The sequence below is a fragment of the Marinobacter sp. M1C genome (assembly GCF_023314135.1).
In the GTDB taxonomy this organism is placed as follows: Bacteria; Pseudomonadota; Gammaproteobacteria; order Pseudomonadales; family Oleiphilaceae; genus Marinobacter.
The window spans coordinates 3,070,227-3,091,601 of record NZ_CP092289.1 but is presented as its reverse complement, the minus strand read 5'-3'; the positions used below and the strand labels follow the sequence as shown (position 1 = coordinate 3,091,601).

Sequence of the window (21,375 nt, the reverse complement as noted above, 5' to 3'; positions counted from 1 at the left end):
ATGAACAGCAACGGGTCAGATATGAACAGGCAGCGCGGCGCATCCGGGTTGGTCATGCTGGTTATGGTTCTGTTTTTTGGCAGTCTGCTGACCCTTTTGTTAAAACTTGGGCCAGCGTACATGGATGATTACACCATTCAGGAAGCACTCGAAGGCCTGAGCGATACCAAAGGATTGTCAGAAATGGGGCCGGCGGAAGTGCGTTCACACATTAATAAGCGCTTGAGTGTGAACAATGTTCGCACTCTTAGCTCCGAGAGTATTACCGTTAACAAAGACGGTGACCGGGTACTGATTGTGGTGGACTATGAAGTGCGCTCGCCGGTAATTAGTAACATAGATGCCGTGATGCACTTCAAGCACGCCTACGATATGAGTAGCCAATGAGCGTCCAGCCCGACCTTGAGCCCTTGCAGCGACGTATCGGTTATCAGTTCAAATCCCAGGAACGTTTGCTGCTGGCTCTGACCCACCGCAGTTTTGGCAATCAGAACAATGAACGCCTTGAGTTTCTGGGTGACTCCATTGTAAACATGGTGATCGCCGAGCATTTGTTCAGGCGCTTTCCCAAAGCCCGTGAAGGGCAGCTAAGCCGCTTGCGGGCGCGCATGGTCAAGGGCGTAACTCTGGCGGAGATTGGGCGGGAGTTTGATTTAGGCTCCTATCTGCGCTTGGGTTCAGGTGAGCTAAAAAGTGGCGGCTTTCGTCGTGAATCCATACTGGCAGATGCGGTAGAGTCCATCATCGGCGCTATCTATCTGGACAGTGATTTTGTTACCTGTCAGGCTCAGATATTGCGTTGGTTTGATTTGCGCCTGCAGAATCTGGACTTACAGGATACCCAGAAAGACCCGAAAACCCGCCTGCAGGAATATCTTCAGTCGCGCCAGTTTCCGCTGCCGATTTATGACGTTCTGTCGGTTGACGGTGAAGCCCACAATCAGACATTTCACATATCCTGCGCGCTGTCCTCATTGGGGCGCAAAACCACCGGCAGCGGCAACAGTCGCCGCATAGCCGAACAGCAAGCCGCCCGTAATGCCCTGAAAGAACTGGGTGTGGAGAACGATTGATGACGGATACAACCCGCCCGCAAGACCCTGACAGCCGTTGTGGCTTTGTGGCCATCGTAGGGCGCCCCAATGTGGGCAAGTCTACCCTGATGAATCACATACTGGGCCAGAAGCTCAGTATTACCTCGCGCAAGCCGCAAACCACCCGTCACCAGGTTCTGGGTATAAAAACCATTGGCCCGGTGCAGGCTGTGTATGTTGACACACCGGGTATGCATGAAGAACAACCACGGGCGATAAACCGATACATGAACAAGGCAGCTACCTCGGCCTTGAAAGGTGTCGACGTGGTGGTATTTGTGGTTGACCAGTTGGCCTGGACCACCGCCGATGAACTGGTGCTGGAGAAGCTTTCCAGCTTGAAATGCCCGGTGATTCTGGCGATCAACAAGGTCGATAAATTGGAAAAGCGGGAAACCCTGCTACCGCATCTGGACATGCTGTCGCGCAAGCGCGATTTCGCCGAAATGATCCCGGTCTCGGCCCTGCGCGAGACGAATCTAGTACCGCTGGAAGAATGTGTCGGCCGCTTCCTGCCGCAGAGCGTACATTTCTATCCGGACGACCAGATTACCGACCGCAGCGAGCGCTTTATGGCCTCGGAAATGGTGCGTGAGAAAATCACCCGCCAGTTAGGTGCCGAGTTGCCCTATTCGGTGGCGGTGGAAATAGAAGAGTTTAAGCACGATGGTAAAACTCTGCACATATCAGCCGTGATACTGGTTGAACGTGAAGGCCAGAAGAAAATCATCATTGGCGATAAGGGCGACCGCCTGCGCAGTATTGGCCAGGATGCCCGGATCGATATGGAGCGGATGTTCGACAACAAAGTCATGTTGCGGCTTTGGGTGAAGGTCAAACGCGGTTGGGCCGACAGTGAACGGGCGTTGAAAAGCCTGGGCATGAACGACTTCTGAGTCTGCCATGAGGGCTAAGGTGCTTCTTCTATGAGGGGCAAGGTGATTCAGGAACCGGGCTATGTGATCCATCGCCGGCCTTGGCGTGAAAGCAGCTTGCAGGTAGATGTGTTCACTCTGAATTATGGCCGCATTGACTTGATTGCTCGCGGCGCCAGCACCAGCAAAAGCCCGCTCAAAGCCCAGTTGCAACCTTTCCAGCCGCTATTGCTGGATTGGGTTGGCCGCGGGGACCTGAAAACCCTGACCCAGGTAGACGTTCGCCCAGCGCCGGTTCTGGCGCAATCGCAAGCGTTGTTCAGCGGTTTTTATCTTAATGAATTGCTGCAGCGCGTTCTCCCCGCAGCTGACCCCTATCCGTTGTTATTTGCTGCCTATCTTGATGCCATGGCCGAACTGGCCGCTGCTGCTGAGCTGGAACCAGTGCTGCGGCGTTTCGAGCGCAGTCTGGCGCTGGCCCTGGGGTACGATTTTGCCTGGGACCTGGCGACCGATAGCGGTGCGCCGGTGCAATCAGGCTGGTTTTACGGATATCATCCGCAGCAGGGTATTGTTGAACGCCCGGGTGCCGATGTGCGGGTGAAAAAACTTCCTGGCGATGCGCTGCTTGCGCTGGCCGCCAATGATTACAGTGAAATTGAAGCGCGCCGCATCGCCAAGCGAGTGATGCGTGCGCTGGTAGACTATTTGTTACAGGGGCGACCGTTGCACAGCCGCCAACTTTTTATCCAGTCAGGGGCAGTAAAATGAACTCCAGAGTATTGCTTGGTGTGAATATTGATCACGTGGCCACTTTGCGTCAGGCCCGCGGCACACGGTATCCCGATCCGGTACAGGCCGCATTGCTGGCGGAAGAAGCCGGCGCCGACGGCATAACCATTCACCCGCGGGAAGATCGCCGTCACATTCAAGACCGTGACGTTCTGCTGTTGCGCGATACCTTGCAGACCAAAATGAACCTTGAGATGGCGGTGACTGACGCCATGTTGGATTTTGCCGAACAAATCCGCCCGGCCTGCGTGTGCCTGGTGCCTGAAAAGCGTGAAGAACTGACCACCGAGGGTGGTTTGGACGTCGAGGGCCAGGAAGCTCGCATTGCCAAAGCCTGCGAACGTCTGGCGGCCATAGGTGCGGAAGTATCCCTGTTTATTGACCCGGACAAAACTCAGATTGATGCCGCCGTGCGCTGTGGCGCGCCGGTGATTGAATTGCACACCGGCGAGTACGCCGAGGCCAGCGGCGCGGCTGCGGATGCGGCGTTCAAAGTATTGGTGGAAGCGGTCATCTACGCTCGAAAGAAGGGTTTGGTGGTTAACGCCGGCCATGGTCTGAATTATCACAACACCGAGCGGGTGGCAGCGATTGCCGGGATTAACGAGTTGAATATCGGCCACGCTATTATCTCCCGGGCGGTCTTCACCGGCCTGAAAGAAGCAGTGCGGGATATGAAAGCACTGATTGATAACGCTTGTCAGCGTTAGGAATGCGTCAGCTTTAAGAGTGCGTAAGGCTTCCGTGTTGCCTGAAGAGTAACTGCCAATGAGTGTTGTCGCCCCAGTTCAATAGCCGCTTCAATGCTTTTAACAGCTGATCGGTCAGGGTGTCAATATCGCTGTCAGCCGTTTTTAACGCGGTCTCCAGTTGATTGGCAGCAGCCCGAACTTCCGGTACGCCGCAGTAGCGGGCGCCACCGTGCAGCTTGTGCACGCACTCCAGCAGTTCCAGCCTGTTGCCGCTTTGCCAGTGCTGCTCAATGGCCTCTACAGTAGGTGCTATTTGTTCCAGCAGCATGCTGAATAACTCTTCGGCCAGGTCTGCTTTGCCGGCTGCCAGGCGCAGGCTTTCCTCAATACTGATGCATTCCCTGGTCATTTTTCGACTCGACGGCCGCAGTGCACTGCGGCTGTCGCGCACTTCGTTAGCTCGACCGCCGTCGTCTGTGCCGTCGCAACATACCAATCCTGTGTGCTGTTCGACGGCGTCCAGCAGTTGGCGGCTGCTGACCGGCTTGGTCATATAGCCGTCGAATCCCTGCCGCGCCAAGCGGCCTCGCTCGTCACTCATGGCGTGCGCGGTCAGTGCAATAATGGCGGCACGCTGGCAGCCGGCGGTTTCCAGTTGCCTTAGCCTTTGGGTGGTAGCAACGCCGTCCATACCTGGCATCTGTAGGTCCATGAATATCAAATCGAATTGACGGGAGCGGGCCTTTGTCAGCGCTTCAAAGCCGCTGGCGGCGCCTACCGTGTTTACGCCCGCATCCCGTAGCAGGGTCAGCACCAGTTTGAGATTGGCTTCGTTGTCGTCTACCGCCAGAACCCTGGGGTTGAGGCTTTCTCTATCGGGTTCTGGCGGTGGTGTGGTCGGCCCGTAACCGCGATCGGCCGTGTGGTCGTTAGCGTTGATACCGTGCACCAATAACACCAGTTCATTGTAGAGCGCCCCGCGCAGAACGGGTTTGGTCAGGTGGCTGCTAACATTGGCCACCAGGGGGGTGTCGTGGCTTTCCAGGGTTGGCGTCAGCAACAGGGTGCGACAATCGCGGTCAACCTCAATACTGTGTACCAGGCTGCGATATTGGCTGGAGTTGAGCAGATGGCGATTAATACCAATCAGCGCGACGGCAAAGCCGGCCTGCTCTCGTTGCGCTTGTTCGATGCGCTCTTGCATGGCGCCAGGAGAGCTAACCCGCTCTACGGCAACGCCCCAGTCCCGCAATAGGTGCTCCATCGCCAGGCCGGTGGTTTTTTGTTGCTCCAAGTATATCATGCGTTCACCGCGCAGGCCGTTACGGGGGCTGTCGCTATCGTTTTGGCTGGCCCGCGTGCTGGTCAGGGTGAACCAGAATGTAGAGCCCTTCCCGGGCTCGCTTTCCAGGCCGATCTTGCCGCCCATTTCCTCTGCCAGGCGCTTGGATATAGCCAGTCCGAGCCCAGTACCACCATATTTCCGTGCGGTTGATGCGTCGGCCTGACTAAACGCATCAAACAATGATCGCTGTTGTGCGCGTGACAGTCCCATGCCTGTATCCGCTACGCTGACGCGAAGGGTAACGGAGCCATTATCGGCGTCTTCTTCTTCCAGGCTGGCACGCAGGACCACTTCGCCGGTGTGGGTAAACTTGATGGCGTTGTTGAGCAAATTGGTAATAATCTGTTTCAGCCTTAATGGGTCGCCCATCAGGTTGTTGGGCACATCGTTGTAAACCAGGGTCACCAGGTCCAGGTTTTTGTCGTGCGCTGCCGGCGCGAGCATCACCATGACTTCTTCCACAATGTCCCGCAGTTGGAACGGTACCCGGTCCAGCGTTAGCTTGCCGGCTTCGATTTTGGAAAAGTCGAGAATGTCGTTGATGATGGTCAGCAGGATTTCCGATGACTTGCGAATGGTGTTCAGGTGATCTCTTTGCTGGCGGGCCAGGGAGCCTTTTAACAGCAGTTCGGTGAACCCGATAATACCGTTGAGTGGAGTACGGATTTCGTGGGACATATTGGCCAGAAATTCCGATTTTATACGGCTCGCTTCCAGCGCTTCCTTACGCGCAAAATCCAGTTCAATATTTTGGATCTCAATAGTTTCCAGCGTTTCACGCAGGTCTTCGGTGGCCTGATCGACGTTTTTCTGCATGTCGGCCTGGGCCTTGCTCAAGGCGGCCGCCATGGCGTTCAGGCCGGACTCAAGCTGTTGAAATTCGGGCCCCGCTCGAGTACAAACCCGGGTTTCCAATTTGCCCTCTTTAAGCTCGGCAACGGCTTTATTAAGTTTATAAACCGGGCTGGTGAAAGCTCGGCTCAGGCGCAACGACACCAGCATGCTGAACACCACACCGGAAAGGACTAAAAGCAGGGAAATCAGCAGGGCTTTGTAGATTTCTTTTTCGGTGCGGATATGGGACATCTCCACGGCTACCCAGCCCAGAGTTTGCTGGGCACTGGGCACATCAGCCTCGCCATTGGCATTGAGCAGATTCTCGATCATCAGGTCCTGCAGGGTAACCGGCGTAATGAAAAAGGTGCTCTGCTGGCGCGGCAGCTGCTGCGCGACCTGATCCTGCAGCAGCTCGGCGATATCGCGTTTGTGGGTGTCTGGGCCGGTGTGCAGAAGACGCTCGCCGGCGCTGTCGAAAAAGCTGATGGAACGCACATCCTGCTCTTGCAGTAAGGCGTTGGAAAGGCTGTCTAACAAGTGCCGGTTGGCCGTAAACAGGCCGTATTCTGAGCCCGCCGCCAGTTGCCGCGACAAGGCTTCGCCGCGGTCCCGCAGCAGGCGTTCAATCTGGTTAACCCAACTTGAACTGAAAAACAGGCCTAGCAGCAAAGTGGTAGCCAGCGTGGGCATCAGTGTGGCCATCAGTACCTTGTTGCGAATGCCCCAGTGACGAATACCTCGGTTGGTAAAATCCCAGCGCCCCATAAACAACTCCTGAAAATGGCATTTTGCCCGCGTACTAAGGGCATCAGTGTGTTGGTTCGGTGTTTGCGCCCGACGGGTGTTGTTGCCGGCAGTCGTTAACGTATTTCGTAGCTATAACCCCAGGCTCTTGCGATAGCAATAAGCTGTATTGGGCTGGAGTCACTATAAGGCGTATGATTTAACCCCAAAAGTGTACCACAGGGACTCATTATGTATTTTCCAACCATTGAAGATTATGTTGGTAAAACCCCCCTGGTTCGCCTGCAGCGCCTGCCAGGCGACACCAGTAATGTCATCCTTGCCAAGCTGGAAGGTAATAATCCGGCCGGATCGGTCAAAGATCGGCCCGCGATTAGCATGATCCAACAAGCCGAAATCCGCGGCGACATCAAGCCCGGCGATACCCTGATCGAAGCCACCAGCGGCAATACCGGTATTGCCCTGGCAATGGCGGCAGCGATAAAGGGTTACCGCATGGTGTTGATTATGCCTTCCAATATGAGTGAAGAGAGGCGCGCGTCCATGCGCGCCTATGGCGCCGAAATTATTGCGGTGAGCAAGGAAGACGGAATGGAAGGTGCCCGGGATCTGGCCGAACGCATGCAGGCCGAGGGCAAAGGCAAGGTTCTGGACCAGTTCGCCAATGCTGACAACCCCCTGGCGCACTACCGCACCACCGGCCCTGAAATCTGGCAGCAGACCAATGGCCGGGTAACCCATTTCGTGGCCTCTATGGGCACCACGGGTACGGTTATGGGCGTGTCCCGCTACCTGAAAGAGCGCAACCCCGACGTCCGCATTGTTGGCCTGCAACCCAGCGAGGGCGCGTCTATACCCGGCATTCGGCGCTGGCCAGAAGCCTATCTGCCTAAAATTTTTGATGCTAAGGCGGTTGATCAGGTAATGGATATTGGTCAGGTCGAGGCCGAGACTACGATGCGCGCGCTGGCTGAAAAAGAAGGTATTTTTTGCGGCGTATCGTCTGGCGGTTCCATCGCCGCGGCGCTGCGACTTTCCCAAACGCTTGAAAACGCCGTTATCGTGGGCATTATCTGTGACCGTGGTGACCGTTACCTGTCTACCGGCGTATTTCCTAGCGCCTGAGTCTGATTAAAAAAGAGAAGAATTGATGAGTAGAAGACGCAGAAAAGTGTTGCCCCAGGAACCTGTGCGCTGCGAGGTCGAAAAGCTCGGCCATGATGGCCGTGGTATTGCTCGTAACGAGGGTAAAGTGCAATTTGTCAGCGGCGCGCTGCCGGGCGAAACAGTGATGGCCAAGATGGTTGGCAGCCGCAGCAAATTTGACGAATTGCGCACACTTGAGGTACTCACCGCGGCTCCTGATCGCCAGACTCCGCCCTGCGACTTTGCCGCTGTGTGCGGTGGCTGCAGCCTGCAGCACATGAGCGCAGAGGCGCAGATTGCGTTCAAGGAAAACACTCTGAAAGAGCACTTTGCCCATTTTGGTGGTATCGAGCCCGAGCAGTGGGTTAAACCGCTGCGCGCTGACACCATGGGTTACCGCCGCAAAGCGCGGCTGGGTGTGCGTTTTGTAAAAGCACGTGAATCCGTGCTGGTTGGCTTCCGCGAAAAGAGCAGTAATTTTCTGACGGATATTGACCGCTGCCTGGTGCTGGACCCACGTATTGGCGAACGCATTATGCCGCTGCGCGAACTGCTGCACGGCATGGATGCTTTTGACCTCATTCCCCAGGTAGAGGTTGCCTGCGGTGATGATGTGGCAGTGATGGTGTTCCGTAACATGGAAGACTTGAGCGACGGCGACCGCAGCAAGCTGATTGTGTTTGGTCAAAATCACGATTTGCACATCTATTTGCAACCTAAAGGCCCGGACACGGTTCACCGTATCTGGCCGGAATCTGCAGGTCGCCAGGATGAGCGTTTGAGCTACAGCTTGCCGGAATTTGATTTGACTCTGGCGTTTCACCCAATGGACTTCACTCAGGTGAACGCTAGCATCAACCAGGTAATGGTAAAGCGCGCCATCGACTGGCTGGACGTGCAACCCGGCGAGCGAGTCTTGGATCTTTTTTGCGGCTTGGGCAATTTTACCCTGCCGCTGGCCCGCAGTGGTGGCCAGGTGGTCGGTGTTGAAGGCGACGACGCCATGGTTGAACGCGGCCGCGAGAACGCCGCGCTGAACGGCCTGGATAATGTCACCTTTTTTGGCGCCGACTTGCACGGCGATTTTACCGGCCAGAGCTGGGCCAAAGAGGGTTTCGACAAAATCCTGATTGACCCGCCGCGCTCCGGCGCCGAAGACATTTGCCAGTACTTAACTGCCTTTAACGCCAGCCGCATTGTATATGTGTCTTGCAATCCGGCCACTTTGGCGCGAGATGCGGGTGTTATGGTGCGTAATGGCTATCGCTTGGTGCAAGCGGGTGTCATGGATATGTTCCCGCATACTACTCACGTGGAATCCATAGCGCTTTTTGAGCGTGATTCTGGTTAAGCGCGATTCCGGCTAATCTGGAAAAGAGTCGACATGGTAAAAGTTCGCGAAGATTACGCCGTGACCGGCAGCGGTGAAGTAGACATTGCCCACTGCGTGCGCCAGCTGGCCGAGCAGACCCGACTTGAGGATGACAGCCTGCTGCGCCAGGCGTGCGAAAGAGCTGCAGCCATTGACCTTCAGGCCTATCGGGAAGACCGACAATGGACCCCCGGCGCCAGCAGTTTCCGCACCGGCATTGAAATGGCTCGAGTGCTGGCAGAGCTGCATCTCGACCAGGCTAGCCTGACGGCTGCTGTGCTGTATCGCGCTGTGCGCGAAGAACGGGTAACGCTGGAAGCCGTGCGTAAAGAGTTTGGCGACGAAGTGGCTGGCCTGATTAACGGCGTGCTACAGATGGCGGCGATTTCGTCTATCCATCATCCCCTGAAAGGCAATGTTCTGGGCCAGAGCGAAGGCCAGCTCGACAACGTGCGTAAAATGCTGGTGACCATGGTTGACGACGTGCGGGTTGCGTTGATCAAACTCGCTGAGCGCACCTGCGCCATCCGCGGAGTGAAAGACGCATTGCCGGAAAAACGCATGCGAGTTGCCCGGGAAGTATTTGAAATCTATGCCCCGTTGGCGCACAGGCTGGGCATTGGCTATATCAAATGGGAGCTGGAAGACCTGTCCTTCCGCTACCTGCACGAAACCGCGTATAAGAAAATTGCCAAACTGCTGGATGAAAAGCGCCTGAATCGGGAAGGCTACATCAAACGGGTGGTGGCTGCGCTGGAGTCGGAGCTGGGCAGCGCCGGCATCACAGGCGATGTGTCGGGCCGCGTTAAACACATCTATAGCATCTGGCGCAAAATGCGCAGAAAAGGCATTGATTTCAGCCAGGTGTATGATGTGCGCGCCGTGCGTATTCTGGTGCCGGAGGTACGCGACTGTTACGCCGTGCTGGGCATAGTCCACGGTCTGTGGCGCCATATTCCGAATGAATTTGACGACTACATCGCCAACGTCAAAGAAAATGGTTACCAGTCTCTGCACACCGCGGTCATCGGCCCGGAAGGCAAGGTGATGGAGGTGCAGATTCGCACCCAGAAGATGCACGAAGAAGCCGAACTGGGTGTCTGCGCCCACTGGCTTTATAAAGGGACCGACACCAAAAACAAATCCACCGGTTACGATGCCAAAATAAACTGGTTGCGCCAGGTGCTGGAGTGGCAAGAAGAGCTGGGCGATCTGTCTGGTTTGGCGGAGCACCTGAAATCCGAGGTAACGTCGGATCGGGTCTACGTGTTTACGCCTGAGGGCCATGTGGTTGATCTGCCCCAAGGTTCCACCGCCGTAGACTTCGCTTATCGGGTACATACAGAAGTCGGTCACGCTTGCCGAGGCGCGCGCATCAACGGGCGTATCGTGCCCTTGATCTACCCGCTGAAAACCGGCGATCAAGTGTTCATACTGACGTCTAAAAATGCGACACCCAGCCGCGATTGGCTCAACCCCAACCTGGGCTACATTCGGAGTTCGCGCTCCCGCGCCAAGGTCATCAGCTGGTTCAAACAGCAGGATCGCGGTCGTAATATCAGCGACGGCCGTACCATTCTGGATGACGAATTCAAGCGTTTGTCATTGCACGATTGCAATCTGGAACTGCTCGCCAAAAAGGTGAATTACCACAGCGCGGAAGACATGTGTGCGGCAATTGGCGCGGGCGACCTGCGCCCAGCCCAAGTGGCCAATGTGGCCCAGCAAATGCTGGAGCCAAAAAATGAGCAGCCCGAACTGAAGCTGCGCAAGCAAAGCAAAGCCTACGATACCGAATCTGACATTCGCATTGTGGGTGTGGGCCAGCTGAAAACCCAGGTGGCTAAATGCTGTAAGCCTCTACCGGGTGATGATATTGGCGGCTACATTACCGTTGGCCGCGGTGTGACCGTTCACCGGCAGGACTGCAACACCTATATGGGACTGGCGGAAGCAGAGCCACACCGCATTATCGACGTCAGCTGGGGCGAGCGCCAGGCCTCGGTATACCCGGTGGATATCAGCGTTGACGCCTACGACCGTTCGGGCCTCTTGCGCGATATCACCCAGGTGCTGTCGGCATCGCGCTGCGATGTGCTGGCGTTACACACCCAGAGTAATCGCGACGACAACACGGCCAACCTGACGGTCACTGTAGAAATTTCCGATCTGGAACAACTGGCCAAACTGCTGTCCCAGATCCGCAACCTGCCCAACGTCATCGAAGCTAAGAGAAAACGCTGATGAGCTATTCGCTGGACGACTTGAAAACCCTGATGGCACGCTTGCGCGATCCAGACACCGGTTGCCCCTGGGATGCCCGCCAGACGTTTGCGTCCATCGTGCCCCACACCTTGGAAGAAGCCTACGAAGTGGCTGACGCCATCGAACGCGAGGATTATCCCCACCTGGAAGATGAATTGGGTGACCTGCTGTTCCAAGTCATTTTTTACAGCCAGATCGGGCAGGAAACGCAGCGTTTTGATTTTGATTCGGTGGTGGACAATCTGGTGCGTAAACTGATTCGACGCCACCCACATGTGTTCCCTGAAGGCACCCTTGAAAGCCGGATCGATCCTCATAACCGCCCGAGCGAGGACTGGATCAAACAGAGCTGGGAGCGTATCAAAGCGGGAGAGCGGGCATTAAAGCCAGCGTCTGACAACGCCGAGCCCACAGGCCGTCTGGACGGTATTGCCCGCACTTTGCCGGCGATGGCACGGGCTGAAAAACTCCAAAAGCGGGCTGCCCGCCACGGTTTTGACTGGCCCGATATCGGCCCGGTGTTTGACAAACTGCACGAAGAAATTGATGAGCTGAAAGAAGCTTGGCAGATCGCCAGTAACGGCAGCGGAGAACGCGATGCGCTCGAAGATGAACTCGGCGACGTGATGTTCGTGTGCGTGAATCTGGCGCGATTTATGGAAGTAAACCCGGAACACGCTTTAAAGCGAACCAACCATAAATTTGAAGCACGCTTTCGCGCCATCGAGGCTGAGTTGCGGGTCCAGGGCCGTGATATGGACAGCGAAACCCTGGAAACGCTGGACGCTATCTGGCAGTCAGTGAAAGGTGTAGAGCGCCAGCGCTGAGGCCTTTAAGCCGCGTAGACTTCGGCAGTGGTTCCTTAGTACCTTGACGAGCAACGAATCGGATGCTGCCTTAAACACGACAAAAGGATACCAATGTGACTGAATTACACCCCGATTTGCGGGAAAATGTGAGGATGCTGGGAGAACTTCTGGGGCAGAGTATACTTCAACATCCCGGGCAGCAGTGTTTTGATAAAATTGAAGAAGTACGAGCTGCCGCCAAAGCCGACCGGCTTCAGGAGAGCGGCTCGGGCCAGCGCCTGGTGAATCTACTGGGCCAGCTGACCGATGATGAAATTCTGCCGGTGACCCGCGCTTTTAATCAGTTTCTGAACCTGGCCAACCTGGCTGAGCAATATCACGGCATCCGTCGCAATCGCGGTCACAGCGCTGATTTAATGGTGGAATCATTCTCCGAAGTGTTCCAACGTCTATTAGCCGGCGGCATAAGCGCTGACGAACTGCACCGCCAAGTAGTCAATTTACGGGTGGAGTTTGTACTGACCGCCCATCCCACCGAAGTGGCTCGCCGCACCCTTATTATGAAGTACGACGACATGTCGGGTTGCCTGGAGCAGTTGGACCATCAGGATCTGATGCCCAGCGAACGCGACGAAATTGTGCGCCGTTTGACCCGGCTGATCGCCGAAGCCTGGCACACCGATGAAATTCGTCACGATCGCCCCACCGCGGTAGACGAAGCCAAATGGGGCTTTGCAGTCATCGAAAACAGTCTATGGACGGCGTTACCGCGATTCCTGGAAAGCCTGGATACTGCGCTGGTGGAGGCCACTGGAAAAGGCCTTCCGCTGCAAGCCACGCCGGTGCGGGTCGCGTCCTGGATGGGTGGTGATCGTGACGGCAATCCTAACGTTACCCACCAGGTAACTCGCAAGGTGTTTTTGCTGGGCCGCTGGATGGCTGCGGATCTATATATGAAGGACATCACGGCGCTGCGCGCTGAGTTGTCTATGTGGCAGGCCAGCGATGAGCTGCGAGCAAAGGTTGGCGACACCCGTGAACCTTATCGCCAGATCCTGGGCCGGTTACGTGACCAACTCAGCCGCACCCGTGATTGGGCTGAAGCCAGCATCAGCGGCGTTGTGGCCGACAGTAAAGACATATTGTTCGCCAACAGCGATTTCATCGAACCCCTGGAGCTGTGCTACCGCTCACTGGTTGAGTGTGGTCTGGAGCACATCGCCAATGGACCATTGCTGGACACCATTCGCCGTGCCCATACCTTTGGCTTGCCATTGAGCCGTCTTGATATTCGCCAGGAGGCAGCCCGCCATGCGGAGGCTGTGGCCGAAATTGTGGGCTATTTGGGGCTTGGGGATTATCAGACCTGGTCAGAAGTAGAGCGTCAGGCATTTTTGGTGCGCGAGCTTAAAGGCCGCCGCCCGCTGATTCCGCGTAACTGGCAACCCAGCGAAGCGGTGGAGGAAGTGCTGGCCACCTGCAAGGTGGTGGCCGAGCAAACGCCGCAGGCGTTGGGCTCTTATGTGATTTCCATGGCCAGTAAGCCGTCCGATGTGCTGAACGTTATTCTGCTGCTGCGCGAGGCGGGCATGCAGTATCCGATGGCGGTTGTACCGCTGTTTGAAACATTAAACGACCTGAGCGGCGCACCACAAAGCATGACCGAGCTTTATCAGATTGACTGGTATCGCGACTATTGCGACGGCAAGCAGGAAGTCATGATTGGCTATTCCGATTCGTCGAAAGATGCCGGCCAGATGATGGCTTCATGGGCCCAGTACCAGGCCCAGGAAGCACTGACAAAAGTGGCCGCAGAATACGATATGCGCTTGACCTTGTTCCACGGCCGTGGCGGCACGGTTGGTCGTGGAGGCGGCCCTGCTAACCGGGCGATCCTGTCGCAGCCGCCGGGATCGGTCAACGGCAGCTTCCGCATTACCGAGCAGGGCGAGATGATTCGCTTCAAATTCGGCATGCCGGATCTTGCCGTGCAAAGTCTGACGCTGTACACCACTGCGGTAATTGAAGCCACGTTGGCGCCGCCACCGCAGCCAAAAGACAGCTGGCGCGAAACTATGGACTGGCTGACTGAGCGCTCGTTAAAGGCGTATCGCGACGTGGTGCGTGACGACCCGCAATTTGTGCCTTATTTCCGCCAGGTTACGCCGGAGCAAGCGCTGGGTAAACTGGCCTTGGGCAGTCGCCCGGCGCGGCGTAAAGCCAGCGGCGGCGTTGAAAGCCTGAGAGCCATACCGTGGATATTTGCCTGGACCCAGATGCGCCTGATGTTGCCTGCCTGGTTGGGCAGCGACGTGGCTCTGGAGGCGGCCGCAGAAGACCAGCGCATAGACCAGCTGCGGGAAATGATGGCGGGATGGCCGTTTTTCCGCACCTACATCGATATGCTGGAGATGGTGCTGGCAAAGGCTGACCTGCGTATTGCCAGTTACTATGAAAAGACTCTGGTGGAAGACCCCGAATTGCGGGCTTTGGGTGAAAGTTTGCGCCAGCGTTTGAGCCGCTGTATTTATCGGGTGCTGGAATTGAAGCAGCAAGATCACCTGCTGGCGGACGAGCCGGTATTTGCCCACTCCATGAATGTGCGCAACCCGTATACCGATCCACTGCATTATCTGCAGGCCGAACTGCTACGGCGTGAGCGCCAAAGCGAGAGCAAGGAGGGTCACGATGGCGATGATGAAGGCAACGGAAAGGTACCGGAAGTGGTTGAGCGGGCGCTAAAGGTCACCATGGCCGGGATCGCAGCGGGTATGCGCAACACTGGTTAAAGCGTCGCGAACACCACTGCTGTTTTGTCATGCACATCGCTGGAGTTGAACTTTGCAATCTGCAACGCGAATTGAGCTGTTTCTGGCCCGTAAGGCCATTGCGTTTCAGGCACTGGGCTTGCTGCCAGCGACCACGTTGGAGGCAGCCGTCAGCGCCACCGGTCAGTCGCTGTCGACGGTCATAACGGGCACGGTGCTGATTGACAGCAAGGGCGCACTAATGGTCACCCACCGCCTGCACGGCGAGGTAGATCTCGCCGCGGTATATCGCCTGACGGGGCGTCAGATGCAGGTGCTGACCGAACGCCAGGTTGCCCGTTTGTTTGACGACTGCGATTCGGGTTTTTTGCCGCCGCTGGGCGCAGCCTATAATTTGCCTATGCTGGCAGACAGCCAGTTAGACGACTTGCCCCGGGCGCTCTTAGCCAGTGGCTCCAATTGCCGGCTTTTGGTGCTGGAGGGGCGTTGTCTGCGCCTGGCTTTGGCTGGCGCCCGCAAAGGGCCTCTCGTAACAGGGTTGGCGACAGGGCTGGCGCCTGATGTCAGCATAAACCAGCTAACGTTGGATCAGATTGCTGCCAAACTGCAAAAGCTGTATCGACTGCCGCCGATGCCGGCTTTGGCTTTCCGCATTCTGGAACTGACGGCTAAGCCCGAGGCGACGGTAAAACAGTTGGCCGAGGTGATCGAGCTAGACCCCAGCATGACTGCACAGCTGCTACGTTACGCCCGCTCGGCGCTGTTCGGTTATCGCGGCCAGATCAATTCGGTGCAAGATGCGGTTGCACGTGTGTTGGGATTTGAACGGGTGGCCCATGTGGCGATGGGCATTGCCGCAATAAAAGCCTTTGATGTGCCTCGTGAGGGCCCGTTAGGGATCGATCAATTTTGGCGCCATTCCTTGTATTGTGCTTTTCTGAGCGCCAGCCTGGCCCGGCGCTGCGGTGCCGAATCCGGTATGGCCTACATGTGTGGGCTTTTACATAATTTTGGGCTGCTGCTTATCGCGCACCTGTTTCCAGCACAGTACGCTCGCCTCAGCGAGTTGCGTGACGCCGAACCAGAAACCAGTATGCAGCAATTGGAGCAGCAGATATTCGGCGGCTCTGACCCATCCATGATGGCGGTGGGCCATGGCACCATCGGTGGTGTTCTGCATCGGTTGTGGAACTTGCCGGGGCCGGTTATAAAGGCGGCTGCCATGCACCAGCGCGGCGAATACAACGGCGAGCATCAGCTTTATGTGAATGCAGTGATGCTGGCAAACGCTCTTCTTAAAGACATCGGTATTGGTGATGAGTTTGTTCCCGACGATACCGATGCTCTGGCCGTGAAGCTAGGCTTGGAGCAGAGCGATCTGGAACAGGCCCGTGGGGAAGTTGCCGATGTGGCCGATGATCTTGACGCTATGGCGGCGGCGTTAAGTTAACAGCGCGGACCACGGTTGATCAGTCCTAATTACTCTTTAACGCTCTTCTCATCACTCTTTAATACTCTTTAGCACTTTAAGCACTACAGGGCCAGGGAAGGCTTCGTTTCGGTATTCCACTGTATACAAACGGGCATGATACTGAGGTCGGCTTTCGCTTGCCGGCTCGACTTCGTATAATGCGCCACTATCGAGCCTTTACTCGGGTAAAAAAAGTCGAGAGGCTGCGGCAAAAGCACCTGTTTTTGCCATAGCTTTTTCAATTCAGTCATCATTTCAGGAGCATAAACTATGCGCATCATTATGTTGGGCGCCCCGGGCGCCGGTAAGGGTACACAGGCTCAGTTCATAACAGAGCGGTTCGATATTCCTCAGATCTCCACCGGCGACATGTTGCGCGCCGCGGTCAAGGCCGAGTCGGATCTGGGCAGTAGGGTCAAAGAAGTAATGGCCTCGGGTGGCTTGGTGTCAGATGACATCATCATTGCTTTGATTGATGAGCGTATCCAGAAAGCGGATTGCAAAAATGGCTTTTTGCTCGACGGCTTTCCGCGCACTATTCCTCAGGCTGAAGCGCTGAATAATCAGGGTATTGCCATAGATTATGTGGTTGAAATTACCGTTGCCGATGAAGAAATTGTTAACCGCCTGTCAGGCCGGCGCGTGCACGAAGGCAGTGGTCGCATCTATCACATCAAGTACGATGCACCAAAAGTGGAAGGCAAAGACAACGAAACCGGCGAAGCGTTGATTCAGCGCGAAGACGATACTGAAGAAACCGTGCGCAAACGCCTCGGTATCTACCACCAGCAGACCGCTCCGCTTATCGGTTACTACAAGGATTGGGCTGCCAAAAATGCAGACAGCGCGCCACGTTATGTTCAAGTTGAAGGCATTGGCAGTCTGGACGATATTCGCGCCCAGATCAGCGCCAAGCTGAAGTAAGCAAATGAAATTACTGGCACTGGACACCTCGGCTGCAGGCTGCTCGGCGGCTCTCTGGCTGGGCAGTGCAGAAGCGGGTTTGGCCTATGAGCGTTTTGAAATTGCGCCACGGGGCCATACCCGCTTGCTGATGCCTATGGTTCGCAGCTTGTTGCAGGAACACGGGCTGGAGCCTGCTGATCTTGATGCCGTTGCTTTCGCCTGCGGGCCGGGGTCGTTTACCGGGTTGCGTATTGCCACCGGCGTGGTGCAAGGCCTGGCCTGGGGGCTGAATATACCGGTCATACCGGTTTCATCGCTGGCGGCCGTGGCCTTGGATGCCTTGACCCAGGCTGGCGCCACTCAAGGCCAGCGCGTGGCGGTGGCCTTTGATGCACGTATGGGCGAGGTATATTGGGGCTGTTATCAGCTGCTTGATAGCGCACCGGTACTGCTCGGAAAAGAGCGTGTGTGCGCCCCATCTGCGTTGGCAATGCCGGCAGCAGAAAGCTCTGCCGGCGACGTTGAAGGTGCTCATGCCAGAGCCGACAACGCCGATTGGCTTGGTGCGGGTTCCGGCTGGGCTTTGAGTGAACAGATGCCCGAAGCTGTGACCTCTGCGTTGGTGGCCTTGCCCAGCATTGATTTGGTGCCAAGAGCTGCGTGCGTTGCCCGCCTGGCCGCCAAACAGTTTGCCGCGGGTGCCGGTGTGTCGGCACAGCAGGCTCAGCCTGTGTACCTGCGCGACGAAGTAACGTGGCAAAAACTGCCCGGTCGCGAGTAATGCAGGTTTCTCTAGCTGCAAATCTGGCTGTAAATCTGGCCGTAGCCTGCTCGGCACTAGGCGATAAGCACCGTGCGCAGGAATTGGCGACAGAGCTCGGCGTGTCGCTGGTAGCCGCTACAGATCCGCGCCGCGTAACAAGCGTTCCTTTGCTGGTGACCCTGGATGAGCAAGGGCTAGCTTTGCAGTTGACGGGTAAGGGCGCACCGGGGCCCGTTCGGGTCGAATTCGTCAGCGGCAAAATGGGTTTTCGTCGCGAACACGGCGGTGGCACCGGGCAACTGGTGGCGCGTGCTGTGGGTCTGCATAAAACCCGCACTCCTTTGCACGTGTTGGATGCCACTGCAGGTCTGGGCCAAGACGCGTTTATTCTGGCGGGCCTGGGCTGCCGGTTGACTCTGTTTGAACGCCACCCCGTCATTCACGCTTTGCTGCAAGACGGCTTGGTCCGCGCGGCACTCAACGTTGAGTGCGCGCCGGTGGTTGCGCGCATGGACCTGCGCGCCGGCAGCAGTCTCGATTTTCTAAGCCAGGCCGAATCCGCCGAGCCGGAACACGCGTTGGCAGACGTTATTTATCTGGACCCAATGTTTCCCCACCAGGATAAAACCGCTCTGGTGAAAAAAGAAATGCAGGTGTTCCGCCATCTGGTGGGGCAGGATGACGACACGCCACAGTTGCTTCAGTTGGCGCTAAACGCCGCGCGTTACCGTGTGGTGGTCAAACGCCCGCGCAAAGCTCCGGCAATAGAGGGCGCCACACCCACCACACGGGTAGAGGGTAAGAGCAGTCGCTACGATATCTACAGCTTGCGAGCTTTACCTTGAATCTGTGCTTTTAAATCCCCATGCGGGTAACATTTTCAATGGCCAGCTGTTTTTCTACGCTGAGCACCAGTCGGGCATCTTTGGCGACCTCGTCCAGACTGTCGTCGTAATAAATCACCCCGTGTTCGTCGGTGTTAATCACGTCGTTACTCTGTAATGCGCTGATAAAGTGACGAAACAGGTTCTTGTCAAAAAACTCTGGCGCATTCAGACCAAACAGAATGGACATGCGCTCGGCTAGAAGAGTGCTTTGCTCCTCCAGCGCCTCTGTGGTGATTTTACCTGAGCCGTAGCGGCGTAATATGCCCACCACAATGTGATAGCGCTCCAGCGTCTGGATGATAAACCGCGACAGTAAGCGGAGCCGTACCGTGGCATCAGTGCCGTCAACCGGTCGTGCAATCCGCCCGTCTTCTTGTTTTAGCAACAGTCCTTGGGCGATCAGAACGTCCAGCCAGCGGTTAATGATATGGGTGACCTGCTCAACGCCTTGGTATTTCAGGAACAGCTCGTTCTGCAAATAGGGATAGGCGATGCTGGCCAGAGACACGATGTTTTCCCGCGTCAGTGAATGGCGGTTTTCGAACAGGCAGGCAATCAGTGAGGGCAGGGCAAACAGATGCTGAATGTTGTTGCGATAATAGGTCATCAGGATCGCGTTGCTGCCTTGCAGAACGATAATATCCCCCAGCTTTTGCGGCTGACGGCCCACCAGTCCCATGGCTTCGGAATACGCCAGCCAGTCGCTGCCACTGCCTTCGGGCAGGGTGACCGTGTCGGCATAGGGGCAGGCCCGCAGAAGGTCTGCGCACTGGTCCATCAACCGAATCAGTTGGGTTTCACCCATAGCAGGGCGCTCGTTTCCCAGTAGCACCGTCGCGGTCATGCCAATGGGATTAACGGCGACCGCCGCATTGATGTTCTGCGCGACTCGCGCAGACAAAGCGCTGACGGCCTGGTTCAGCCAGGGTGGCCGGTACTCATCGCCATAGGACAGTTCGCGCCAGTCGCTTTGAGTGTGGTCCAGCACCTCGGCCAAGGGGATGGCATCGCCGAAATTGAGGGCAACCCGGCCGAAGGACTTGTTGAGTTTGCGTACGGTTTTGGCCAGGCCAAACACGCTCTCTTTCGGTTTTTTTTTGCCCCGTAGTTCGCCCAGATAGGAACGGCCTTCCATCACTTTTTCATAGCCCACGTAAACCGGTACAAACACGATAGGCTTCTGGTGATTGCGCAAAAAGCTACGCACCGTCATCGCCAGCATACCGGGCCGTGGCTGCAGCATTCGGCCGGTGCGGCTGCGGCCGCCCTCAACAAAGTATTCCACGGAGTAGCCGCGGGTTAGCATCACGTGCATGTATTCGTTGAACACGGTGGCGTACAACGGGTTGTCGCGGAAGCTGCGGCGCATAAAAAAGGCGCCGCCGCGGCGCAATATGGGGCCTACTAGCGGCATGTTTAAGTTGATACCCGCCGCTATGTGCGGTGGTACCAGGCCGTTCTGGTAAAGCACATATGACAGCAGCAGGTAGTCAATGTGGGAGCGGTGGCAGGGTACGTAGATAACCGCGTTGTCGCGGGCAACGTCTTTGACTACTTGAATATTATTCACCGAAACGCCGTTATAAATGCGATTCCACAGCCAGGTTAGCAATACGTCCATAACGCGGACGGTCGCTACCGACATGTTGGCGGCGATTTCGTCAGCGTATTTGTAGGCTTTAAGCTGCACTTTGTCTTCGGCCATGTTTTGCTGCGCGGCCATGTCACGGACGGCCTGCTTTACGGCCTGTGTGCGCAACAGATCTTCGACCAGCGTGCGGCGGTGCGACAGGTCTGGTCCTAATACGGCCTGGCGAACCCGGCGAAAGTGAGTGCGAAGAAGCCGCGCCAGCTTGCGACTGGCCAGTTCTTCGCTGTTGCGATATTCTTCCAGCAGCGGCTGCAGGCGCAGCGCTTTGTCGAACTGCACGTAAGTGTTGCGACCGTTCACCAGAATGATCAAAAACTTTTGCAAGCGGCCTGCCACCGACCAAGTGTCTGATAAAAATAGTTTAAATAGCGACTTTTCTTTGTCGGGCGAGCGCCCCCAGAACAGCGATACCGGAACAATATGCCAATCCTGATCGAGGTTTTTGATAGCGTGCCGAACCACCGCCCTGAAATTGTCAGTGGCTACCGGCGTTTGGCGCCCGCCCCGAAGAAGCCTGCCCACGCGGTGGTACAGAAAAACAAACCAGGGTACGGCAGCAGGCTTCGGCGCTTTCTTGCGAGTACCGTGAGGCAAGCCTGCGCGCAGAACTTCTTGCTCTAACACCAGGCGGCTGGACAGCGAGCTGTACTGCAACACGTAACACACTGGCTGCTGCGGGGTCAGGCCTAGAGCTTCCGGCGTGGCACCGGTAACCTGGGTGCGCACCCAAAGAAACAGGATTTTCCGAAAAATGGCGAGAATCAGGCGGCGAATGCCCTGGAAAAATGCCATAGGGGGTGTTGCTCCGTAGAAATTCAGCTGTCGAGTTTACCGGCTCGGCGCGCGGGGTCAAAGCGGCCCGTCATTCTGTGCTGACGGTGCGGGCGCTGTCTGTGCTTTGGCCGCAGGCGCTATGATACATTAAAGTTAACAACTTCAGAGCCGGCGCGAGCATCAC

At 56.4% G+C, this 21,375-nt stretch carries 16 protein-coding genes; 14 read left to right on the top strand and 2 right to left on the bottom strand.

What is annotated here, in order from left to right:
• Genes MIH19_RS14455 through pdxJ form a run of 5 tightly spaced genes read left to right on the top strand, consistent with a single transcriptional unit; the run spans position 1 to position 3,471 of the window.
• Complete coding sequence (locus MIH19_RS14455) at positions 1 to 387, top strand: DUF4845 domain-containing protein (RefSeq protein WP_249009011.1); 387 nt, start codon at positions 1 to 3, stop codon at positions 385 to 387.
• Complete coding sequence (rnc, locus tag MIH19_RS14450; RefSeq protein ID WP_249005533.1) at positions 384 to 1,073, top strand: ribonuclease III; 690 nt, start codon at positions 384 to 386, stop codon at positions 1,071 to 1,073. The genes MIH19_RS14455 and rnc overlap by 4 nt, the downstream gene beginning before the upstream one ends.
• Positions 1,073 to 1,990, top strand: a complete 918-nt coding sequence (era, locus tag MIH19_RS14445; RefSeq protein WP_249005532.1) for a GTPase Era — start codon at positions 1,073 to 1,075, stop codon at positions 1,988 to 1,990. Before rnc ends, era begins: the two co-directional genes overlap by 1 nt.
• Positions 1,991 to 2,020: 30 nt before the next feature.
• Positions 2,021 to 2,740: a DNA repair protein RecO gene (gene recO, locus MIH19_RS14440; RefSeq protein ID WP_249005531.1), complete on the top strand. Its 720-nt coding sequence runs from the start codon at positions 2,021 to 2,023 to the stop codon at positions 2,738 to 2,740.
• On the top strand, positions 2,737 to 3,471 hold the full coding sequence (gene pdxJ, locus MIH19_RS14435; RefSeq protein WP_249005530.1) for a pyridoxine 5'-phosphate synthase: 735 nt from the start codon (positions 2,737 to 2,739) through the stop codon (positions 3,469 to 3,471). The genes recO and pdxJ overlap by 4 nt, the downstream gene beginning before the upstream one ends.
• A gap of 13 nt (positions 3,472 to 3,484) precedes the next feature.
• Here pdxJ and MIH19_RS14430 read toward each other — a convergent pair whose 3' ends face one another.
• Positions 3,485 to 6,400, bottom strand: a complete 2,916-nt coding sequence (locus MIH19_RS14430) for an ATP-binding protein (protein WP_249005529.1) — start codon at positions 6,398 to 6,400, stop codon at positions 3,485 to 3,487.
• Between the two features lie 210 nt (positions 6,401 to 6,610).
• Here MIH19_RS14430 and cysM point away from each other — a divergent pair, with 210 nt between their 5' ends.
• The 9 genes from cysM (at position 6,611) to MIH19_RS14385 (ending at position 18,724) form a co-directional block, all read left to right on the top strand.
• A complete protein-coding gene (gene cysM, locus MIH19_RS14425) occupies positions 6,611 to 7,504 on the top strand; it encodes a cysteine synthase CysM (RefSeq protein ID WP_249005528.1) in 894 nt (297 codons plus the stop codon).
• Between the two features lie 25 nt (positions 7,505 to 7,529).
• Complete coding sequence (rlmD, locus tag MIH19_RS14420; RefSeq protein WP_249005527.1) at positions 7,530 to 8,876, top strand: 23S rRNA (uracil(1939)-C(5))-methyltransferase RlmD; 1,347 nt, start codon at positions 7,530 to 7,532, stop codon at positions 8,874 to 8,876.
• Between the two features lie 33 nt (positions 8,877 to 8,909).
• Positions 8,910 to 11,141 carry a GTP diphosphokinase gene (gene relA / locus MIH19_RS14415; protein WP_249005526.1) on the top strand — a complete coding sequence of 744 codons (2,232 nt, stop codon included), beginning with the start codon at positions 8,910 to 8,912 and terminating at the stop codon, positions 11,139 to 11,141.
• Complete coding sequence (mazG, locus tag MIH19_RS14410) at positions 11,141 to 11,989, top strand: nucleoside triphosphate pyrophosphohydrolase (RefSeq protein WP_249005525.1); 849 nt, start codon at positions 11,141 to 11,143, stop codon at positions 11,987 to 11,989. Before relA ends, mazG begins: the two co-directional genes overlap by 1 nt.
• A gap of 95 nt (positions 11,990 to 12,084) precedes the next feature.
• Positions 12,085 to 14,760 (top strand): phosphoenolpyruvate carboxylase, encoded by a 2,676-nt coding sequence (ppc, locus tag MIH19_RS14405; RefSeq protein ID WP_249005524.1) that lies wholly within the window; start codon positions 12,085 to 12,087, stop codon positions 14,758 to 14,760.
• 52 nt (positions 14,761 to 14,812) lie between these two features.
• Positions 14,813 to 16,189, top strand: a complete 1,377-nt coding sequence (locus MIH19_RS14400; protein ID WP_249005523.1) for an HDOD domain-containing protein — start codon at positions 14,813 to 14,815, stop codon at positions 16,187 to 16,189.
• A 291-nt stretch (positions 16,190 to 16,480) separates the two neighbouring features.
• Complete coding sequence (adk, locus tag MIH19_RS14395) at positions 16,481 to 17,134, top strand: adenylate kinase (protein ID WP_249005522.1); 654 nt, start codon at positions 16,481 to 16,483, stop codon at positions 17,132 to 17,134.
• Between the two features lie 4 nt (positions 17,135 to 17,138).
• On the top strand, positions 17,139 to 17,897 hold the full coding sequence (tsaB, locus tag MIH19_RS14390) for a tRNA (adenosine(37)-N6)-threonylcarbamoyltransferase complex dimerization subunit type 1 TsaB (RefSeq protein WP_249005521.1): 759 nt from the start codon (positions 17,139 to 17,141) through the stop codon (positions 17,895 to 17,897).
• Positions 17,897 to 18,724 carry a class I SAM-dependent methyltransferase gene (locus MIH19_RS14385; RefSeq protein ID WP_249005520.1) on the top strand — a complete coding sequence of 276 codons (828 nt, stop codon included), beginning with the start codon at positions 17,897 to 17,899 and terminating at the stop codon, positions 18,722 to 18,724. Before tsaB ends, MIH19_RS14385 begins: the two co-directional genes overlap by 1 nt.
• A gap of 10 nt (positions 18,725 to 18,734) precedes the next feature.
• On the opposite strand, the gene plsB is transcribed toward MIH19_RS14385, so the two are convergent.
• Positions 18,735 to 21,209, bottom strand: a complete 2,475-nt coding sequence (gene plsB / locus MIH19_RS14380) for a glycerol-3-phosphate 1-O-acyltransferase PlsB (RefSeq protein ID WP_249005519.1) — start codon at positions 21,207 to 21,209, stop codon at positions 18,735 to 18,737.
• Positions 21,210 to 21,375: the final 166 nt, after the last annotated feature.